The organism is Acinetobacter sp. LipI_15, from assembly GCF_058242865.1.
Window position 1 is genome coordinate 1,554,892 of record NZ_JBZAYN010000001.1, and the last position, 19,693, is coordinate 1,574,584.

15 protein-coding genes are annotated in these 19,693 nt (G+C 42.4%); 7 read left to right on the forward strand and 8 right to left on the reverse strand.

Annotated elements, in window-relative coordinates; genetic code table 11:
- The first annotated feature begins 38 nt into the window (after positions 1 to 38).
- Positions 39 to 1,277, forward strand: coding sequence for a CaiB/BaiF CoA transferase family protein (locus AC4CU0_RS07495; protein ID WP_490742835.1), 1,239 nt, complete (start codon positions 39 to 41; stop codon positions 1,275 to 1,277).
- 638 nt (positions 1,278 to 1,915) lie between these two features.
- Here the strand turns inward: AC4CU0_RS07495 and pcaD are convergent.
- The 6 genes from pcaD to AC4CU0_RS07525 all read right to left on the reverse strand — a co-directional run bounded on the left by pcaD (position 1,916) and on the right by AC4CU0_RS07525 (position 7,022).
- Positions 1,916 to 2,695: a 3-oxoadipate enol-lactonase gene (gene pcaD / locus AC4CU0_RS07500; protein WP_490742836.1), complete on the reverse strand. Its 780-nt coding sequence runs from the start codon at positions 2,693 to 2,695 to the stop codon at positions 1,916 to 1,918.
- Positions 2,696 to 2,761: 66 nt separating this feature from the next.
- Entirely contained in the window at positions 2,762 to 3,967 is a 1,206-nt protein-coding gene (gene pcaF, locus AC4CU0_RS07505) for a 3-oxoadipyl-CoA thiolase (protein ID WP_490742837.1), read from the reverse strand.
- A gap of 124 nt (positions 3,968 to 4,091) precedes the next feature.
- Positions 4,092 to 4,742, reverse strand: coding sequence for a 3-oxoacid CoA-transferase subunit B (locus AC4CU0_RS07510; protein WP_490742838.1), 651 nt, complete (start codon positions 4,740 to 4,742; stop codon positions 4,092 to 4,094).
- A gap of 19 nt (positions 4,743 to 4,761) precedes the next feature.
- Positions 4,762 to 5,448 carry a 3-oxoacid CoA-transferase subunit A gene (locus tag AC4CU0_RS07515; RefSeq protein WP_078193765.1) on the reverse strand — a complete coding sequence of 229 codons (687 nt, stop codon included), beginning with the start codon at positions 5,446 to 5,448 and terminating at the stop codon, positions 4,762 to 4,764.
- A gap of 153 nt (positions 5,449 to 5,601) precedes the next feature.
- Positions 5,602 to 5,892, reverse strand: a complete 291-nt coding sequence (catC, locus tag AC4CU0_RS07520; RefSeq protein WP_168377484.1) for a muconolactone Delta-isomerase — start codon at positions 5,890 to 5,892, stop codon at positions 5,602 to 5,604.
- 20 nt (positions 5,893 to 5,912) lie between these two features.
- Positions 5,913 to 7,022, reverse strand: a complete 1,110-nt coding sequence (locus tag AC4CU0_RS07525; protein ID WP_490742839.1) for a muconate/chloromuconate family cycloisomerase — start codon at positions 7,020 to 7,022, stop codon at positions 5,913 to 5,915.
- Positions 7,023 to 7,125: 103 nt separating this feature from the next.
- Between AC4CU0_RS07525 and catM the strand changes: the two genes are divergently transcribed.
- Positions 7,126 to 8,049: a cis,cis-muconate-binding transcription regulator CatM gene (gene catM / locus AC4CU0_RS07530; RefSeq protein ID WP_078193763.1), complete on the forward strand. Its 924-nt coding sequence runs from the start codon at positions 7,126 to 7,128 to the stop codon at positions 8,047 to 8,049.
- A gap of 77 nt (positions 8,050 to 8,126) precedes the next feature.
- Here the strand turns inward: catM and AC4CU0_RS07535 are convergent, their stop codons facing one another.
- Both AC4CU0_RS07535 and AC4CU0_RS07540 read right to left on the reverse strand, forming a co-directional pair.
- Positions 8,127 to 9,122 carry an ABC transporter substrate-binding protein gene (locus AC4CU0_RS07535; RefSeq protein WP_490742841.1) on the reverse strand — a complete coding sequence of 332 codons (996 nt, stop codon included), beginning with the start codon at positions 9,120 to 9,122 and terminating at the stop codon, positions 8,127 to 8,129.
- A 3-nt stretch (positions 9,123 to 9,125) separates the two neighbouring features.
- Positions 9,126 to 9,713, reverse strand: a complete 588-nt coding sequence (locus tag AC4CU0_RS07540; RefSeq protein WP_078190882.1) for an ANTAR domain-containing response regulator — start codon at positions 9,711 to 9,713, stop codon at positions 9,126 to 9,128.
- A gap of 446 nt (positions 9,714 to 10,159) precedes the next feature.
- Between AC4CU0_RS07540 and AC4CU0_RS07545 the strand changes: the two genes are divergently transcribed.
- From AC4CU0_RS07545 to mobA, 5 genes are all read left to right on the forward strand, one after another.
- Complete coding sequence (locus AC4CU0_RS07545; RefSeq protein ID WP_180054753.1) at positions 10,160 to 11,509, forward strand: MFS transporter; 1,350 nt, start codon at positions 10,160 to 10,162, stop codon at positions 11,507 to 11,509.
- Between the two features lie 66 nt (positions 11,510 to 11,575).
- Positions 11,576 to 14,122 carry a nitrite reductase large subunit NirB gene (gene nirB / locus AC4CU0_RS07550; RefSeq protein ID WP_490742842.1) on the forward strand — a complete coding sequence of 849 codons (2,547 nt, stop codon included), beginning with the start codon at positions 11,576 to 11,578 and terminating at the stop codon, positions 14,120 to 14,122.
- 113 nt (positions 14,123 to 14,235) lie between these two features.
- Positions 14,236 to 15,846, forward strand: coding sequence for a nitrite reductase small subunit NirD (gene nirD / locus AC4CU0_RS07555; RefSeq protein WP_490742844.1), 1,611 nt, complete (start codon positions 14,236 to 14,238; stop codon positions 15,844 to 15,846).
- 226 nt (positions 15,847 to 16,072) lie between these two features.
- A complete protein-coding gene (locus AC4CU0_RS07560) occupies positions 16,073 to 18,865 on the forward strand; it encodes a molybdopterin-dependent oxidoreductase (RefSeq protein WP_490742846.1) in 2,793 nt (930 codons plus the stop codon).
- Positions 18,865 to 19,488, forward strand: coding sequence for a molybdenum cofactor guanylyltransferase (gene mobA / locus AC4CU0_RS07565; protein ID WP_490743478.1), 624 nt, complete (start codon positions 18,865 to 18,867; stop codon positions 19,486 to 19,488). The genes AC4CU0_RS07560 and mobA overlap by 1 nt, the downstream gene beginning before the upstream one ends.
- The last annotated feature ends 205 nt before the right edge of the window (positions 19,489 to 19,693 follow it).

Here is a 19,693-nt window from a genome sequence, read left to right on the forward strand (position 1 = left end):
TGCCATAGCTCAATACTATGGCACATCTGGAGTGAACTATGGGTGCATTAAAAGGAATTCGTGTATTGGACTTAAGTCGTGTTTTGGCAGGTCCTTGGTGCGGTCAAATATTGGCTGATTTAGGTGCAGACGTAATCAAAATTGAGCGTCCAAAAGTGGGTGATGATACCCGTATGTGGGGACCACCTTGGATGCCAAATCAGCAAGGTCAAGCGACGAAAGAATCAGGCTATTACCAATGTGCGAACCGCAATAAATATTCTGTAGCCATTGATATTGCCAGTGAAGAAGGGCAAGCCCTAGTCCGTGAAATTGCCCAAACTGCAGATGTCGTGATTGAAAACTACAAAGCAGGTTCACTTGCAAAATATGGTTTGGATTATGCATCGCTCAGTGCGCTAAATCCAAATATCGTATATTGCTCAATTACAGGTTTTGGTCAGGATGGTCCACGTGCGGAAGAACCAGGCTATGACTTTATTATTCAAGGCATGTCAGGTCTGATGAGTATTACTGGTGAATCTGATGATGTAATCGGTGGTGGCGCACAAAAGGTGGGAGTCGCTGTGGTCGACATTCAGACCGGACTGTACTCAACGATTGCAATTCAGGCGGCATTGTTGGCGCGGCAACATACTGGACGCGGTCAATATATCGATATGTCATTACTCGATGTACAGGTGGCGGCTTTGGCCAATCAAGGTATGAACTATTTGACCTCAGGTAAAGCACCCAAGCGTATGGGAAATAATCACCCGAATATTGTGCCGTATCAAACTTTTAAAGCCAAAGATAAAGAATTTATTATTGCCTGTGGTAATGACAAACAATTTAAAGACTTGTGTATTGCGATTGGCTATACAGAACTGCTAGATCAACCAAACTATTTGCGTAATCAAGATCGGGTGAAGCACCGTGAAGAATTGATTCCATTATTGAGTGCCTATTTTCTGACTCAAGATGCTCAAGTTTGGGTCGATGCGATTCATGCGGTAAAAGTGCCTGTGGGTGTAATCAACTCTGTAGAAGACGCATTAAATGAACCGCAAATTCAACATCGTCAAATGGTTGTGAATATTCCACATGCTTTAAATCATGATTTTAAAGTGATTGGATCACCGATGAAATTATCTGATACGCCTGTAGAATACCGTCATGCACCGCCGCAGTTAGGGCAGCACACAATCGAAATTTTGTCCCAATTTAAAACTGAAGCTGAATTAAATGAATTGGCTGCACAAGGCATCATTGATCAACTCAATCATCCTGCAGCTTAAAATTCCCAGAGATTATTCTTCAAACTATTCTTCAATATCTGGTCGTAAACACCTATGTGGAATGAGTGGAGTTAAAAGTTTAGACCGAAGGACTCCAATACTTCGGTCTTTTTCAATATCAATATTCATTTAAGGAGTGCATTTAATGTTAATTTTCTAGATAAAGTATAATTATTCATCAAAGCTTGGGCCTGCAAAACGGTCTTTATTTTTTCGTATGAAAGAGATGTCCATACTTTTGCGCCTTGATATTTTTTCTTAAAGCTATAACATTCAAATTCTGGATTATACACAAACCAATTTCCGCAATGCTGCACGCAATAAGCATTTATATGCCTATTTTTCAAGTCTACTAATTGCACAGAAAGATTTCGATACCACCTCCATTGGCGAGAGTATAAGTCTTTATATCCTTAATACGCTGAGTTTTAACATCTGCATAAGAAATCGTAGAACTAAAGCCAATGATTAAACTAAAAAGTAATATTGATCCGTTTTTTATATAGATGAACCATTCTTCTAATTGTCCATTTATTTTAACAACGGACATTAAATCAAAGCCTTCAAACGAAATAACGCCCTGCACAATGGCAAGGCTCTATTTTAATAACATTACATTGAATTTATTCAGCTGCTTATTATTGCTGTATAAAATTCTGCAAAGCCTGATTAAATGCATCTGGCTGTTCAATGTTTGAAATATGCGATGCATTAATTTCAAATAATTGGCTATTTGCAATGTGTTCTTGCATAAATTGACCATCTGCAACTGTGGTTACGGGGTCTTGTTGACCTGCAATAATTAATACAGGTATGTGAATAGACGAGATTTCATTGCGTAAATCTGCTTTAGCCAAAGCTTCACAACAACTTGCATAACCTTCTGGGCTGCCAGCTCCGAGGTCGTTACTCAAAGATTGTACAGTTGCAGTGTTACTTTGGATAAAGGGTTCTGTAAACCATCGTGATGCTGCCGTTTCTGCAATTGGTTTCAGACCTTGTTGACGGACTAACTGCGCACGTTCATCCCAAGCTGATTCTTGCCCAATTTTTGCAGCGGTATTGCATACAATGACATGGTTAAAGCGTTTAGGATGATGTATTGCAAGCCATTGGCCTGTTAAACCACCCATCGATATTCCACAAAATGTGGCTTGTTGAATATTTAAATGATCCAATATGTGGATGACATCTATACCCAATTGATCAAGGCTATATGGCCCTTGAGGGGCAGAAGATGCACCATGACCACGTGTATCATAACAAATGACAAAATAATCCTGCTGCAGCGCCTCTATCTGAGGCTGCCACATGCTGAACTTTGTACCTAAAGAGTTAGAAAAGACAATCGCAGGTTGTGTGTGGTCACCAAAAGTTGCGTAATTAATCGTTGCATCATTGGATATAAATGTAGGCATGTTTTGAATCCTTAATTTTATAAATCCCCTAAATCCCCCTATGAGAAGGAGGACTTTTATTGAGGATTAAACACGTTCAATAATCAAAGCGATGCCTTGACCGACACCAATGCACATCGAACAGAGGGCATATTGACCTGAAATTGCCTCAAGTTGATTTAACGCAGTCGTGACTAAACGGGCTCCAGATGCACCTAAAGGATGCCCCAAAGCAATAGCGCCACCGTTTGGATTGACATGTTTAGCACCATCTTCCAAACTTAGTTCACGGGTAACCGCTAAGGCTTGAGCCGCAAAAGCTTCATTCAGCTCGATCACATCCATTTGTTCAAGGCTTAGACCTGTTTGAGCTAATAGCTTTTTGATGGCAGGCGCAGGACCAAAGCCCATGATTTTGGGTTCAACACCCACCACCGTTGCCGCAATAATTTTGGCTCGTGGCTTTAACTTAAATTTGTTAACAGCATCATCTGAAGCAATCAGTAGTGCAGCCGCACCATCATTGATTCCTGAAGCATTGCCCGCAGTTACCGTACCATCTGCTTTCACCACAGGTTTGAGTTTTGCCAAACCTTCTGCTGTCGTCGATGCACGTGGATGCTCATCTGTATCGACTATTAGTGGGTCGCCTTTACGCTGTGGAATGACTACAGGGATGATTTCTTTCTCAAAAAAACCATTGGCTTGTGCAGCAGCTGTACGGCGCTGACTTTCTAAGGCAAAAGCATCTTGATCTGCACGGTTAATATTGAATTGTTCTGCCACATTTTCAGCAGTTTGAGGCATGGTTTCCACGCCATACATTTGTTTGAGTATTGGATTGATAAAACGCCAGCCCATGGTGGTGTCTTCAATCTTTTGACTACGTCCATAAGCGCTTTCAGATTTACCCATAACAAAGGGCGCACGGGACATACTTTCTACACCACCAGCAATAATTAAGTCTGCTTCATTTGCCTTAATTGCACGGGCTGCCATCGCAATTGCATCAAGTGATGAACCACAAAGTCGGTTCACAGTTGTAGCAGGAACTTGAAAAGGGACACCTGCAAGTAGGGACGACATTCGTGCAACATTACGGTTATCTTCACCGGCTTGGTTCGCACAGCCGTAAATCACGTCATCAACAGACTCCCAAGCAATACTTGGATTTCGCTGCATCAGTGCCTTGATAGGTAAGGCACCTAGGTCATCGGTACGTACTGCTGCTAAACCGCCCGCATAGCGACCGAAAGGGGTACGGATTGCATCAATAATATAGGCATTTTTCATTTTATAAATCCTAAAAACTCAGCTCCTCCCTTTTAACGGGAGGTTGGGAGGGATTTACAGGAAGTTAATTTTTGAATATTAATCCTCCCTAAATCCCTCCTTAATCAAGGAGGGACTTTTTGCTTTAAGCTGTCGCATCAATCAGCTTCGCACCGGTCATTGACTGTAATTCGTCAAAGCTCAAGCCCTCGACTTTTTCAATCACTTTCAAACCTTCAACCGTCACATCAATGACGCACAAATCTGTGTAAATACGATCGACACATTGCAGGCCTGTCGCAGGGTATGACAATTCAGCGACAATTTTCGGTTCACCTTTTTTGGTCACATGGTCTGTAGTAATAAAGACTTTTTTCGCCCCAACAGCCAAATCCATTGCGCCACCTACAGCAGGAATCGCATCAGGCTCGCCAGTATGCCAATTTGCTAAGTCACCATTTTGGGCAATCTGAAAAGCGCCTAGTACTGCAATATCTAAATGACCGCCACGCATCATGGCAAAAGAGTCGCCATGGTGAAAAAAGCAGCCACCCGTCTGCATGGTGACAAACTCTTTTCCTGCATTAATTAATTCAGGGTCTTCTTCGCCTTTAGCCGGAGGAGGACCAAAAGCCAAAAGGCCATTTTCTGAATGTAGAAAAACATCTTTGTCCGTTGGTAAATAATTTGAAATTTTGGTGGGTAAGCCAATGCCTAAATTGACATAAGCGCCATCTGGAATATCCTGCGCAACACGTTCTGCAATTTGATCACGGGTTAATTTGGTATAGCTCATGGTTCTTTCCTCACGTGATTTATGCAGATTGCTCAAGCTGTGCAGGTTGAACAGCCACAACATGTTGTACAAAAATGCCAGGGGTAATAATGTGCTCTGGGTCTAATGCACCAAGTTCAACCACTTCTGAGACTTGTGCAATTGTCACATCTGCCGCCATGGCCATAATGGGGCCAAAATTACGCGCTGATTTGTTGTAAACCAAGTTGCCCCAGCGGTCGCCCTGATGCGCTTTGATTAAAGCAAAATCGGCCTTAATTGGATTTTCGAGAACAAAATCTTTACCTTCATAATTGAGGGTAGGTTTGCCTTCTGCCAGCAACGTACCAAAACCTGTTGGTGTATAAATTGGACCCAGACCCATACCAGCTGCCTGAATACGGCAAGCCAAATTACCTTGTGGTACAAGCTCAAGTTCTATCTTTCCTGCACGATATAATTCATCGAACACCCAAGAGTCAGATTGGCGAGGGAAAGAACAGATCATCTTTCGGACAGCACCAGCTTTGAGTAATTTAGCCAGTCCATAGTCACCATTACCTGCATTGTTGTTGACGATGATGAGATCTTTGATCCCAAGTTCTATCAGTCCATCAATCAGTTCAGCAGGCTGACCAGCCGTACCGAAACCGCCAATCATAATGGTTGATCCATCCTTAATTTGAGAAAGTGCTTCTGTTAAGGAAGCGGTACTTTTATCAATCATGCTACGATCCTTCATCAAGAACGATAAAACTATTTACCTGACTAACCACTTCAGTCATGCAAGGCAGATAATCTTTTATTTCAAATATTTACAAACTTAAAAATGCAGAAAATGGATTCCAACTATGTGCTACACAATTGGAATCCAATCGCATCAGCTGTCATCACTACGAACAGAAGAGGGATGACGATTTAAAGCCAAAACTTCAATATTCATATACGGGTAAAGGGGCAACCCTTGTAAAATGTTGTGTAGCTCTTCATTACTTTCAACATCAAAAATACTTATATTTGAATATTGACCGGTAATGCGCCAGATATGACGCCATTTGCCTTGACGTTGTAAATCTTGTGAATAAGCCTTTTCTACAGCTTTAATTTCATTGGCTTTTTCGACTGGCATATCTAATGGAATATTGACATCCATGCGTACTTGGAAAAGCATTTCTCACTCCTAGGTAAATGTTATTTACGACGTAAGTCATCAATTTTGTTTTCATCAATTTCAATCCCTAAACCTGCTGTGGTCGGAATCTTGAGTTCGAAATCTTGATATTGAAGTGGGGTTTTTAAAATTTCTTCAGTTAACAGCAATGGACCAAAAAGCTCCGTGCCATAAGCTAAATTGTCAAATGTAGAAAATGCATGTGCCGATGCAATAGTGCCCACAGGGCCTTCAAGCATGGTCCCACCATATAAATCGATACCCGCAAGTTTGGCGATTTTAGAAACCTCACAGCCTTCGATTAAACCGCCAGACTGTGCAACTTTGACTGCAAAAACAGAGGCAGAATTGTGCCGCGCAAGTTGATATGCCGTTTGAGGCCCCATCAGTGATTCATCTGCCATAATCGCAATATCAAAACGACGAGTTAAACGGCGCATCGCGTCAATGTTATCGATTGCGCAAGGCTGCTCAATCAGGTCAACACCACCATCTTGTAACAACTGAATGCCTTTAATGGCATCTAATTCAGACCAAGCACGGTTAACATCCACACGGATAGAAATGTCCGCACCTAATGCTTTTTTAATGGCTAATACATGCTCAACGTCGGCTTCAACGGGGCGTGAACCGATTTTAAGTTTGAAAATATTGTGTCGTTTTGCCGCAATCATTTTTTGTGCTTCGGCAATGTCTTTTTCCGTATTGCCAGATGCAAGTACCCAAAGAACTGGTAAGCTATCACGTAAGCGACCGCCCAATACTTCACTCAAAGGCTGATTTAAACGCTGCGCTAAAATATCGAGTAGCGCAGTTTGAATGGCACATTTAGCAAAGCGATTGCCGTTGATATTACGTTTAATGGCTTGCATGGTTTGAGCAACATTCAAACCAGTGAGGGTTTTCAGTAAAGGACTAAAATAAGTTTCAATATTGGTACGAATGCTTTCAGGGCTTTCTTCACCATAGCCTAGACCGCCAATCGTCGTCGCTTCACCCCAACCGATATAACCATCTTCGGTGGTGATTTTAATCAAAACAAGGGTTTGCGTTTGCATGGTTGCAACAGCCATCTTGTGCGGACGGATTGTTGGGATTTCCACGAGCAGGGTTTCAATCGACTTATACATCTTGCGTATTTCTTATCTATCCAACTATTTATATACCCTAATTTAATGTAATATCTTTAACTAGAGCGATTTTGGTATTTTTAGATACTTAAAAGGTATATAAATGGAATTAAGGCACTTACGTTACTTTGTCACCGTGGTTGAAGAGCAAAGTATTACCAAGGCAGCAGAAAAATTATGTATTGCTCAGCCGCCTTTGAGCCGCCAAATTCAAAAACTTGAAGAAGAACTGGGGATTACCTTGTTTGAGCGTGGTTCTAGACCCGTGAAAACCACAGAAGCAGGTATGTTCTTTTATGAGCATGCTGTACAGATATTGACGCATACCGCCCAGGCCACAACTATGGCACAGCGAATTAATGCCGTCGATAAAACTGTCCGCATTGGTTATGTCAGTTCGCTTTTATACGCATTATTGCCGCAAATTATTTATTTATTTCGACAACGTAACCCAGATATTCATGTTGAACTCATAGAATGTGGCACACGCGACCAGATTGAAGCCTTAAAAACCGGTCGAATTGATATTGGTTTTGGACGACTTCGATTAACTGATCCGTCCATTAAACGTATTTTATTAAGAAAAGAAGCGCTACGTTTAGCTATTCATAAAAATCATCATTTGGCTGAATTTAAAGACAAAGGCATTTATCTTTCTCAAATTTTAGATGAACCCATTTTTGCCTATCCAACGACACCGAAACCGAATTTTTCCACGCTCATTCAATCGATATTTACCGAATTAGGACTTGTACCTAAACATTTAACCGAAGTGCGTGAAATTCATATGGCTTTGGGCTTAGTGGCGTCGGGAGAGGGCATTTCCTTGATTCCTGAAAGTGCCAGTGATATTGGCATGAAAAATTTGATGTACATCCCAATCTTAGATTTGGAAGCCTATAGTCCAATCTCTTTGTCGGTGCGCAATATGGATCATAGTAATTACATTCCAAAGATACTGGATTGCATTCGTGAAGTCTTTGTTGAAGAAAATATCGATCTGCGCGCCATCGATGCAGATGCATAACTAAGTCAAGGTTTCATGGTCGATGTAACACAAGATCCACTATTCAGATGATAGGGTCTTATGGAATATCAATCACTTCAGCCCAAAGCATCCTGATAAATACAAGACTGAGCTATTTCAAAAACCTTTTCATCTTCAATATTCAATTGATCATATTGCTGCATTTTTTGAATCATCCATTCAAAATCTGACGTTTGTGGCGCTTGGCTCTTGCCAAAATTTTGAATGATTCTTTTGATCCGATGAAAAGCCTCGACGTGAATCTGCTCAGAACAATCAAAACGGATGATGTGATATTGCTTTAACAAAGAAAATATTTCAGAAAAATGCGTTTGTTGAAGCAGATCGTTTTGGGCTTTTTGGATGGCAAGATTGATTGCGTTTAAGGTATTAGGATGTTTTTCTGCCCAATCATGGGTAAAAGCCAAAACTTTATCTGGAATATGATCAATAATATCTTGGCTATTGACGATAATACGACTATAGCCTTGTATTTCAGCTTGCGTATTCCACGGCTCTCCGACACAAAATACATCAATTCGTTGCGTTGATATTGCTTCGACCATATAAGGCGGTGGTAAAGTTGAAAACGTTTGCGTTTGAGCAATTTCTGTGTCTGCAAGTGCCAGCCATTCTCTTAGAATATAATGATGAATCGAATGCTGAAAAACATGCGCCAACTGAATCGTTTGATTCTGTTTTATCGCAGATACGATTTTCTCTGCTGAATTAATTGGTAGATCTAAAGCATGGATATTTAATTCATAGCACAGCTTTTGACTCAAACTAATATAAGCCCAGTTAGTACTGAGTGTAAGAGAGGTTTGTAAGGGAATGCCGAGATGGTCTTTGCCCGTCACAGACGCAGGCAGCATGGCCGATAAACAGTGTGCTACATCTAAAAAACCAAAAGCTAGACGGTCACGTAAACTTGCCCAAGACGGTTCTTGAGTTAGTGTGACATTCAAGCCTTGTTCAGCAAAATAACCTTGATGTTCTGCCCAGAGCAAAGCAACACAGTCAAGTAAAGGAATATAGCCCAATTGAATATCAGTTTTTTCAAGCTTTTGCATGGTTTATTCCTTAAATTGAGACTGTAACAGAGCTTGCGCATCAAGCAGTCGGCGCGCCATTTCACCCATCGTCATACGGTGACTCATGGCATTTTTTCTCAGCAAATTAAATGCTTGATCTTCGGTTAAACCATGCATTTGTATTAAAAGTACTTTGGCTTTTTCAATATCTTTTCGATCGGCCAATTTGCACTTGGTTTCAGCCAAATCATTCAGCAGTTTTTTATGCTTTTTATATTGTTCAATCGAAATTTCTAAAATGCTATTCAAACGTGCAGGGTCAATACCATCGACAATATATGCCGTGACACCCGCATCAATCGCGCTTCGGATGATTTCAAGACTCGAATTTTTAGTGAACAGAACAGTCGGTAAGTCAAATTGGCTGACACAGCTTTCAATGACATCGCGATGTGGATGATCCATATCCAATAAAATCACATCTGCCTGAATATTTTGCAGATATGACATATTTAAATGATCAATCATGAAACTGGCGACCACATCAAAGTCATGTTGAATTAATGAGGCTTGAATAAATTCAGCGCGTTCTTGATCATCATCAATTAGGGCTATTTTTAGTTTTGGCATGCAAACACTCAGACAGAGCCAAACAAATACGTATTGAGTTTTCTAAGCAATTTAAATGCCAAATTTTAAGACAATACAAAATATAAATCTGCTTCTAAATTTTAGCTTGGTTATATGCACATTTTAAAATTGAACCATTTCCGTGCACTGATCTTGTGCAGGGCTGAACCACGTTTGAACATTCAGCCGCATCTCTATAGGCATATTGACTATCTATTTACCTTAATTCGCTTATTTTCGGATAGATCGGAGCTCAATGCTTAAATATAGAGATGAAATTTACGATTGAAATAAAAACTTGGCACGTATCGTGCTTAATACTTATTGAGTCAAAGAAGACTCTAAAAATTTGTTAGACGGCCAACGACGTCCGTTCTGATCGACTCTGTTATGTGTTAGCGACATAACCGAGTAATTCATGCGTTCAGTTCAGTCAGGAGAAGGTTATGTCTTCAAATTTAAATGCCAAAAAAGCCACAAAAATAAGTCTATTTAATTTTTCTTCAGCAGCAATGCGGGCCTTCCACATGAGTTGGCTCGCATTCTTTGTTTGCTTCTTTGCATGGTTTGCCTGTGCACCGTTGATGCCAGTGATTGCTGGCGAATTTCACCTCACGAAAGATCAAATTGCCAATATTAATATTGCCGCTGTTGCGATCACGATTTTAGTCCGTCTGATCGTTGGTCCTTTATGTGATAAATATGGCCCGCGTAAAACCTATACAGCTTTATTAATCATCGGCAGTATTCCAGTCTTTGGTGTCGCTTCTGCGAGCAGCTATGAATCCTTTCTTTTCTTCCGCTTGCTGATCGGCGCGATTGGCGCAAGCTTCGTCATCACTCAATACCATACAAGCATTATGTTTGCGCCTAATGTTGTGGGTACAGCCAATGCTGCAACAGCAGGCTGGGGCAATGCAGGCGGCGGTGCAACTCAAGCCCTTATGCCTTTACTGCTTGGCGCACTCGTTATGTTTGGTGTAGAGCAAGCGATGGGCTGGCGTATTGCGCTGATTGTACCTGGTGTGATGATGCTGATTGTTGGTGCGCTTTACTGGAAGTTCACACAAGACTGTCCGCAAGGCAACTTTAAAGAACTTCGCGAACAAGGCATCAGTGTTGGCAGTGACAAAAAAGGCGGCTTGGCAATTCTAATGCATGCAGCACGCAATTACCGTGTATGGATTCTATTTGGCGCTTACGCAGCTTGCTTCGGTATTGAAATCTTTATTCACAACATTGTAGCAATGTACTACGTCGACCACTTCAGCTTTGGATTAAAAGAAGCAGGTATGGCAGCAGGTATTTTTGGTTTGCTTGCACTGTTTGCCCGCGCGCTAGGCGGCATTGTTTCAGACAAAGTCGCGACTAAAAAAGGCTTAGATGGCCGTACCAAAGTGTTATTCGCCATGATTCTGCTCGAAGGGCTGTTTTTAATTCTGTTCTCGCAAATGAGCACGCCAATCTTCGCCATTCTTGCAATGACAGTATTCGCACTCTTCACTCACATGGCATGCGGCGCAACCTATGCCTTGGTGCCATTCATTGACCGTGATGCTTTAGGCGGCGTGGCAGGCATTATCGGTGCAGGCGGTAACGTAGGTGCAGTGGCTGCAGGCTTCTTGCTTAAAGGCATGCTGGATATTCAAACCACGCTTATGGTGTTGGGAGGTCTAGTGGTTATCGCTGCAAGCTGTGTACTGATGATCCGCTTCTCTGTAGAGCATAAAGAAAAAGAACAGCGCCTATTTGAACAAGCTGTAAATGAACGAAATTTAGCTGAAGCTCAAAACTAATACTGAAAAGTTGCCTCTAAACATCGCGATTTAGGGGCAAATAAAAAAATCTTGCGGAGAAAGAATATGAAAATCATCATGATTGGACATGGCATGGTTGGCCATAAATTTATCGAATCTGTACTGGAACACGCAGGTGATGATGTTGAATTAACCATTTTGGCTGAAGAGCCGCGTTTAGCCTATGACCGTGTGCATTTAACTGAATATTTCAGCGGTAAATCGGCTAAAGATTTAACCCTGTGCCGCAGCGACTTTGCTGATGCATACGGTATAGATTTACGCCTGAGCACCAAAGCGGTTGAAATTGATCAGCGTAATAAAACGGTCACGACCAATCATGGTGATATTCTTTCTTTTGACAAGCTGGTGCTCGCAACAGGTTCATATGCATTTGTGCCGCCAATTCCAGGCAATGAGCGTGAAAACTGCTTTGTGTACCGTACCATTGAAGACTTGGATGCCATCCGTGCCGCAAGCTTGAATGCTAAAACAGGTGTGGTGATCGGCGGCGGTTTATTGGGTCTGGAAGCAGCAAAAGCGCTGCGTGATTTAAACTTAGAAACCCATGTTGTTGAATTTGCACCACGCTTAATGGCAGTTCAGATTGATGATCTAGGCGGTAAAGTTTTACGCTCTAAAATTGAAAATCTAGGTGTTAAAGTCCATACGCAAAAAGCGACATCTTGCATCGAAGATGGTGCAAATGCGAAGCACGTGATGAAGTTTGGTGATGGTTCTGAACTGGAAACCGATATCATCTTATTCTCTGCAGGTATCCGCCCGCGCGATGAATTAGCGCGCCAAAGCGGTCTAGCGATTGGTGAACGTGGCGGTATTGCGATTAATGACTATTGCCAAACTTCAAACCCTGACATTTATGCCATTGGTGAATGTGCGCTTTGGCAGAATAAAATTTATGGCTTAGTTGCACCGGGCTATGACATGGCGCGTATTGCAGCAAAGCATGTGATGGAACAAAACTGCACACTTTTCGCTGGTGCAGATATGAGCACCAAGCTGAAACTGATGGGTGTTGATGTTGCATCTGTTGGCGATGCGCATGCAATGACACCTAATGCCTTAAGCTATTTCTATGCAGATGAAGCAGCTCAGGTCTATAAAAAAATTGTCGTGAATGCTGATAAAACCAAGCTACTTGGTGCAGTATTGGTGGGCTGTGCTAAAGAATACAATGACCTGCTGCAAATGATGCTGAATGGCTTAGACGTTCCTGAAAGCCCAGAAAGCCTAATCATGCCTGGCTATGCACAATCTGCAGGTAAATCGGGCGGAAGCGGTGTCGATCTGCTGCCAGACAGCGCAACGATTTGTTCATGTAACAACGTCTCTAAAGCAGATATTTGTTCAGCCATTGCTGACGGATCGACTTCTTTAGGCGCATTGAAAAAATGTACTAAAGCTGCAACAGCTTGCGGCGGCTGTGCGCCATTAGTCACTCAAGTACTTAAATCGGAGCTTCAGCGTCAAGGTGTAACTGTAAATAACCATTTATGTGAACACTTTGCTTATTCACGCCAAGAGCTCTATCACTTGGTACGTGTGAACGAAATCAAAACCTTTGATGACCTGATTCAACAGCATGGCCATGGTTTAGGCTGTGATATCTGTAAACCGACGGCAGCCAATATCCTAGCGTCATGCTGGAATGACTTTGTACTTAAACCAAGCCATGCGGGCTTGCAAGACAGTAATGACTACTACCTCGGCAATATTCAAAAAGACGGTTCATATTCAGTAGTACCTCGTATGGCTGGCGGTGAAGTTACTCCGGACGGATTAATTGCCGTGGGTCAAATTGCCAAAGAATATGGTCTATATACCAAACTTACAGGCGGTCAGCGTGTTGATATGTTTGGTGCACAAGTGCATCAACTGCCTGAAATCTGGGAAAAATTGATTGCTGCTGGTTTTGAGTCTGGCCATGCCTACGGCAAATCACTGCGTACGGTGAAATCTTGTGTCGGCAGTACTTGGTGCCGTTATGGCGTGGACGATTCAGTCGGCTTGGCGATTTATTTAGAGAACCGCTACAAAGGCCTTCGCTCACCGCACAAACTGAAAATGGCTGTGTCGGGCTGTACCCGTGAATGTGCTGAAGCGCAAAGTAAAGATGTTGGCGTGATTGCGACTGAAAAAGGCTGGAACCTTTATGTATGCGGCAACGGCGGTATGAAGCCGCGTCACGCAGAGCTTTTGGCATCAGACTTAGATACGCAAACATTGATCAAATACATTGACCGTTTCTTTATGTTCTACATTCAAACAGCAGACCGTTTGCAGCGTACTTCTGTATGGCGCGACAACATGGAAGGCGGTTTAGATTACCTGAAAGATGTCGTTGTGAATGATTCGCTTGGCGTAGCTGCTGAACTTGAACGCCGTATGAGCCATGTTGTGGGTACATATCAAGATGAATGGCGTACTGCTGTAGAAGATCCTGAAGTACGTAAACGCTTTGTGACTTTCGTGAATGCAAAAGCAGAACAGCAAAATGATCCGCATATTCAGTTTGCATCCGTTCGCGGTCAAATCAGACCGAAAACAGAAGCTGAACGCGATTCGTCACGCATTCCAGTGGTTGAAGCTTAAGAGAATAACGAATTTAAAACTTCTTTTATTTGGTTTACATCCTCATTCGCTTTCTCGCTAAAGCGGAAACGAAAGATGGTGAACTAAAAGAAGTTTAAAAAAGGATCAAAAATATGACAATTTTAAAAGAAATGAATGATTTAGACTGGTTTGATGTTTGTGCATTAGAAGATATTACGCCAAATACAGGTGTGGGCGCACGGATTGATAATCAGCAAATTGCGATATTCCGTGTCGGTGAAGAAAAGCGGGTTTATGCACTGAGCAATCAAGATCCGTTTAGTCAAGCCTATGTTATGTCCCGCGGTATTATTGGTGACTTGCAGGGTGAGCGTGTTGTGGCATCACCCATTTATAAACAGCATTTCAGCCTTGCTACTGGACGCTGCTTAGAAGATAAAGACCAAAAACTCTTGGTTTTTCCAAGCAAAATTGAAAATGGCCGTGTGCTGATTAGTCCAACTGCTCAAAAAACCTATATTACCAATAACGCGCCATCGTCTGAGTTGATGAAACTTGTTTTGGTCGGCAATGGCTTAGCGGGTATGCGCTGCTTAGAAGATCTGCTGGATATGGCGCCAGAGCGTTATGAAATTACGGTCATTGGTGAAGAACCTTGGGGTAATTACAACCGAATTATGCTTTCACCTGTGCTTTCAGGTGATAAAACCATTGAAGATATCATGCTGCATTCACATGCTTGGTATAAAGACAAAAATATCCGTTTTGTAGCAGGTGATGCGGCGGTACGCATAGACCGTCCGCGCAAGCAGGTATACACAGAAAAAGGCTTGGTCATCGATTATGACCGTCTGATTTTAGCGACAGGTTCTAAGCCGTTTATTCCGCCAATACCGGGAACTGACTTAAAAGGCGTTTTAAGCTTCCGTGATATTTATGATGTCAACAAAATGCTGGACTACTGCAAAACGAAGAAAAATGCAGTGGTGATTGGCGGCGGTTTATTAGGGCTAGAAGCAGCTTATGGCCTGAAACAGCGTGGCATGAATGTTACTGTACTGCATTTGATGGACCGTATTATGGACCGTCAGCTGGATGAAAAAGCCAGCCTGATGCTGAAATCAGCGATTGAGCAAAAAGGCATTCGTATTTTGACTGCAGCGAATACCCAAGAGTTGATGGGTGAAGATGGCCATGTGAAGCAGCTGCGTTTGCAAGACGGTACTGTTTTAGATGCAGATCTTGTGGTTTTTGCGGTGGGTATTCGTCCGAATATTGAGCTTGCGCAAAGTGCAGGACTGCGCTGCGGCCGCGGTGTCATGGTGAATGACACCATGCAAACTTTTGATCCGAGTATTTATGCGGTGGGTGAATGTATTGAACACCGAAGCCAAACTTTCGGTTTAGTTGAACCGCTTTGGGGACAGGCATTCATTTGTGCATCGCATTTGGCCGAACATGGCAGCTTAACCTTCAAAGCGCCTACGGTTCCGACGCAGTTAAAAGTCAGCGGCTGTGATGTTTTTTCTGCAGGCAACTTTGAACCGTTGGATGATTTTGAAGACATTATTTTGAATGATGAAAAACGCCAAATCTATAAACGCATTATTATTCAAAAAGATAGAGTGATTGGTGCTGTGCTGTTTGGCGATACTGAAGACGGGGCATGGTATGCAGAATTGATTTCAGATCAAACCCCAATTTCAAGTATCCGAAACAAATTGTTGTTTGGTAAGGATTTTGCATTAAAGAAAGCAGGGTAATGCGTCTTTAATTTTGAAAGTCCCTTCTCCCACTGGGAGAAGGTTAGGATGAGGGTGCTTATCATATAAATCCTCTCCCACTTGCGGAACTATGTTCCTCATCCTTTAAAAGGAGAGGGAACTTCCTATATGAATTAAGTGTTGATTAAAAATCTACTTATGCAAGTAGTCTAATATTAAAAATTATTGCAATACCTCGTTAGAATTGGAAAAGGAGCCAGCAGAAGTGAATAGCATCCCAATAGTGGAACTGCATAGCTCCACAGAAAATAAAATTAAAACAACGCAAACCACTTGTCCATACTGCGGTGTCGGTTGCGGCGTGAGCGCAACAGTTGAACAGACAGCTTTAGGGCAAAAAGTGAGCGTAACTGGCGATGCGAACCATCCATCAAACTATGGCAAGCTGTGCATTAAAGGCAGTAACTTAGCCGATACGATGGGATTAGAAACACGTGTTTTACAGCCGATGCTTGGGCGTCAAACATCACCATTTCATACTCGTCAGGCTACAGATTGGAACACAGCAACAGCACTGATTGCCGAAAAATTTCAGCAATGTATAGATCTTTACGGACGTGAAAGCATCGCTTTTTATGTGTCGGGCCAACTGCTGACGGAGGATTACTATGCCGTTAACAAATTTGTCAAAGGCTATTTAGGTACGGCAAATATTGACACCAATTCACGGCTTTGCATGTCATCGGCTGTGGCGGCACATAAGCGTGCATTTGGTGAAGACCTTGTACCAGCAAGCTATGAAGACTTTGAGCATACAGATATGGTGGTGCTGGTCGGATCCAATACAGCATGGTGCCATCCCGTGCTGTATCAGCGCATTATGAAAGCCAAAGAAGAACGTGATTTGTTCGTGGTGGTCATTGATCCGCGCTTTACCAGTACCTGTGAGGCTGCAGATTTGCATTTGCCAATTTTACCGGGGCAAGATGTCGCACTGTTCAACGGTTTGCTGCAGTATTTAGTACAAAATAATCATAGTGATGTAGATTTTATCACCAAACATACTCAAGGTTTGGCGCAAGCGCTGGAGCAAAGTAAAACAGAAGCTTCTATGACAGCAGTTGCTGAGCGTACAGGTATTTCTTTAGAAAAATTACAGCTATTTTTTGAAAAATTTGCGCAAACTGACAAAGTTATGTCGCTATTTTCGATGGGGGTTAATCAGTCTTCGCGCGGTGTAGACAAAGCCAACAGTATTATTAACTGCCATTTGCTGACTGGCAAAATCGGAAAATTAGGTGCAGCGCCTTTTTCTATGACAGGTCAGCCCAATGCAATGGGTGGCCGCGAGGTTGGCGGCTTAGCCAATATGCTGGCTGCGCACTTAGATGTCGATAACACAGCGCATCAGGCATTAGTACAAGCGTTTTGGCAAAGTCCATTTATTGCCAATAAAGCGGGATTAAAAGCGGTTGATCTGTTTCAGGCGGTTGAAAGCGGCAAAATAAAAGTCATCTGGATTATGGCTACTAATCCTGTAGTTAGCTTGCCAGATGCAGATCAAGTCAAACGTGCCTTAGAGCAATGCGAGTTTGTAGTGGTGTCAGATATCTGCAAGGACACTGACACAACGGTATATGCAGATGTGCTTTTACCAGCTTTAGGCTGGGGTGAAAAAGACGGAACCGTTACCAATTCTGAACGCCGTATTTCACGTCAAACTGCTTTTTTAGATGCGCCGGGTGAAGCCAGAGCAGACTGGTGGTCTATTGCACAAGTTGCGAAAAAGATGGGTTATAGCGGTTTTGACTACAGCAGCAGCTATGACATATTTATTGAACATGCAAAATTATCTGCTTATCAAAATGCGCCTTTAGATCAACGTGATACCACTGAGTCTTTTCGCTACTTTAACTTGCAGGGTTTAAGTAAGTTATCTGCACAAGATTATGCTGAATTAAAGCCCGTGCAATGGCCAGTTTGGCAGTTAGATCAGAGCGCTGATGCAGTCAGCCGTTTGTTTGCAGCAGGCCAATTCAGCCATGCCGATGCCAAAGCTAAGTTTGTAGCAACAACCGCTATTGACCCTTTGAACAAGATTTGCGGCGAATATCCGCTGGTTTTAAATACTGGCCGTATCCGTGATCAATGGCACACCATGAGCCGTACGGGTTTATCTGCAAACTTGAGTACACATATCGCCGAACCATTTTGTGAAATACACCCGCAAGATGCACTGAAGTTTGGTGTTAAAGATGGTGAACTGGTTGAGGTGAAATCTAACTGGGGCTTATGTATTTTACGTGCACAGGTCAGCAGTCAAATTCGACGCGGTCAAATTTTTGCGCCAATTCATTGGAATGACCAAGTCGCATCGGATGCGCGTATTGGCAAAGTGGTGAATCCTGTGGTCGATGCACTATCTGGTGAGCCTGAATTTAAACATACACCTGTATTTGTACAGCCGTTTTATACACAGTGGCAAGGTGTACTGTATGTACGTGACGGCTTTGAGCAAATGGTGCAAAACACCATTCAAAACACGGTGTGGTGGACCAAAATTAAAACAGCGAAAGCGACACGTTTTGAGTTGGCCGATCGTAAAAAATTTAGAAACACGGTTCAGCAGCTGAAAACATTACTGCCATTTACCGATGAAAGCTTTGAATGGCTGAATTTGGAAGATCAAACTGCCGATTTGAGTCATACCGTAGTGCTGCAAGATGGGCATTTAATTGCCAGTCTATATATTGCGCAACGCTCTATGCTGCCAGACCGTGATTGGATTGCAGGCATGTTTAAGCGTGAACGTCTAAGCGCAATGCACCGCAAAGCGCTGCTGGCGGGTCAGCCGATGAACATGACCAACAGTGCAGGTCCGCTGGTGTGCAGCTGCTTTAAAGTCGGTAAAAATACCATTATCGAAACCATTAAAGAAAAGAATATTACCCATGAAAAACAAGTTACTGCATGTTTAAAGGCCGGCGGCAATTGCGGATCGTGCTTATCAGAAATTCGAGGCTTAATTAAAGCCTGTCAGACGGAGTACGCAGAATGATGAAGAAAATCACCAAATCAGTAAGCTATCCAGAAACAGACTTGGTTATTTTGGCGGGCGGTCAGGCCCGCAGAATGAACGGCATGAATAAAGTGCTGCAAAAATTTGATAATGAAATTCAGCTGATTAAGATCCATCAGCAGTTGAAATCACGGGCTGAAAATGTCTGGATCAACAGCCATCGCGATCATTCGATTTATAAACGGCTCATTCCCTCGATCCGCTTTTATCAAGATGATGAAGCCGGATTTTTAGGGCCATTGATGGGGATGAAAAGCGCGTGGTCACATGTTGAGTCTGATTATGTGCTGTTTGTCCCGTGCGATGTGACCTATATCCCGAAGAAAGTGCTTTCGAGATTGCATCAGGCCATGCAGCGGGATCCCTTGTGTGAAGTAGCTGTAGTAGAAATTAATGGCAAAGCGCTGTATCCATTTTGTTTGCTGAAACGAAGCAGTCTCACAATGCTGCAGGTGCATCTTGATCAAAAACAGCGCAGTTTGAAGGGGTGTTTTAGTAAAATGCACATGCAAGTTGCACGTTTTCAAAATAATGAACTCTTTTTTCACAGCATTAACTCTCTAGATGAGCTGCAGCAGCACCGTCAGCTGAATTTTCTCTAAAAGCTGTACCTTTTGCGGAGCTTTCATTTCAAATAATGAGCCTAATGTGCTGTTTTTGAACCCAGAGAGAAAATCTACAGCCAATATGAAGCTTTTGAGCATGATATCTAGCGATAAAACAGACTGCTTTTATACCTTAGATAATGGGCTTAACGGCAATTTATATTTTTAATTGCTATTAGTTACTTGTAAGTTATTGATTTTG

Coding starts and splice junctions, on each gene's coding strand:
- AC4CU0_RS07495 (WP_490742835.1), top strand. CDS start 39: ATGGGTGCATTAAAAGGAATTCGTGTATTGGACTTAAGTCGTGTTTTG.
- pcaD (WP_490742836.1), bottom strand. CDS start 2,695: ATGCCTACATTTATATCCAATGATGCAACGATTAATTACGCAACTTTT.
- pcaF (WP_490742837.1), bottom strand. CDS start 3,967: ATGAAAAATGCCTATATTATTGATGCAATCCGTACCCCTTTCGGTCGC.
- AC4CU0_RS07510 (WP_490742838.1), bottom strand. CDS start 4,742: ATGAGCTATACCAAATTAACCCGTGATCAAATTGCAGAACGTGTTGCG.
- AC4CU0_RS07515 (WP_078193765.1), bottom strand. CDS start 5,448: ATGATTGATAAAAGTACCGCTTCCTTAACAGAAGCACTTTCTCAAATT.
- catC (WP_168377484.1), bottom strand. CDS start 5,892: ATGCTTTTCCAAGTACGCATGGATGTCAATATTCCATTAGATATGCCA.
- AC4CU0_RS07525 (WP_490742839.1), bottom strand. CDS start 7,022: ATGTATAAGTCGATTGAAACCCTGCTCGTGGAAATCCCAACAATCCGT.
- catM (WP_078193763.1), top strand. CDS start 7,126: ATGGAATTAAGGCACTTACGTTACTTTGTCACCGTGGTTGAAGAGCAA.
- AC4CU0_RS07535 (WP_490742841.1), bottom strand. CDS start 9,122: ATGCAAAAGCTTGAAAAAACTGATATTCAATTGGGCTATATTCCTTTA.
- AC4CU0_RS07540 (WP_078190882.1), bottom strand. CDS start 9,713: ATGCCAAAACTAAAAATAGCCCTAATTGATGATGATCAAGAACGCGCT.
- AC4CU0_RS07545 (WP_180054753.1), top strand. CDS start 10,160: ATGTCTTCAAATTTAAATGCCAAAAAAGCCACAAAAATAAGTCTATTT.
- nirB (WP_490742842.1), top strand. CDS start 11,576: ATGAAAATCATCATGATTGGACATGGCATGGTTGGCCATAAATTTATC.
- nirD (WP_490742844.1), top strand. CDS start 14,236: ATGACAATTTTAAAAGAAATGAATGATTTAGACTGGTTTGATGTTTGT.
- mobA (WP_490743478.1), top strand. CDS start 18,865: ATGAAGAAAATCACCAAATCAGTAAGCTATCCAGAAACAGACTTGGTT.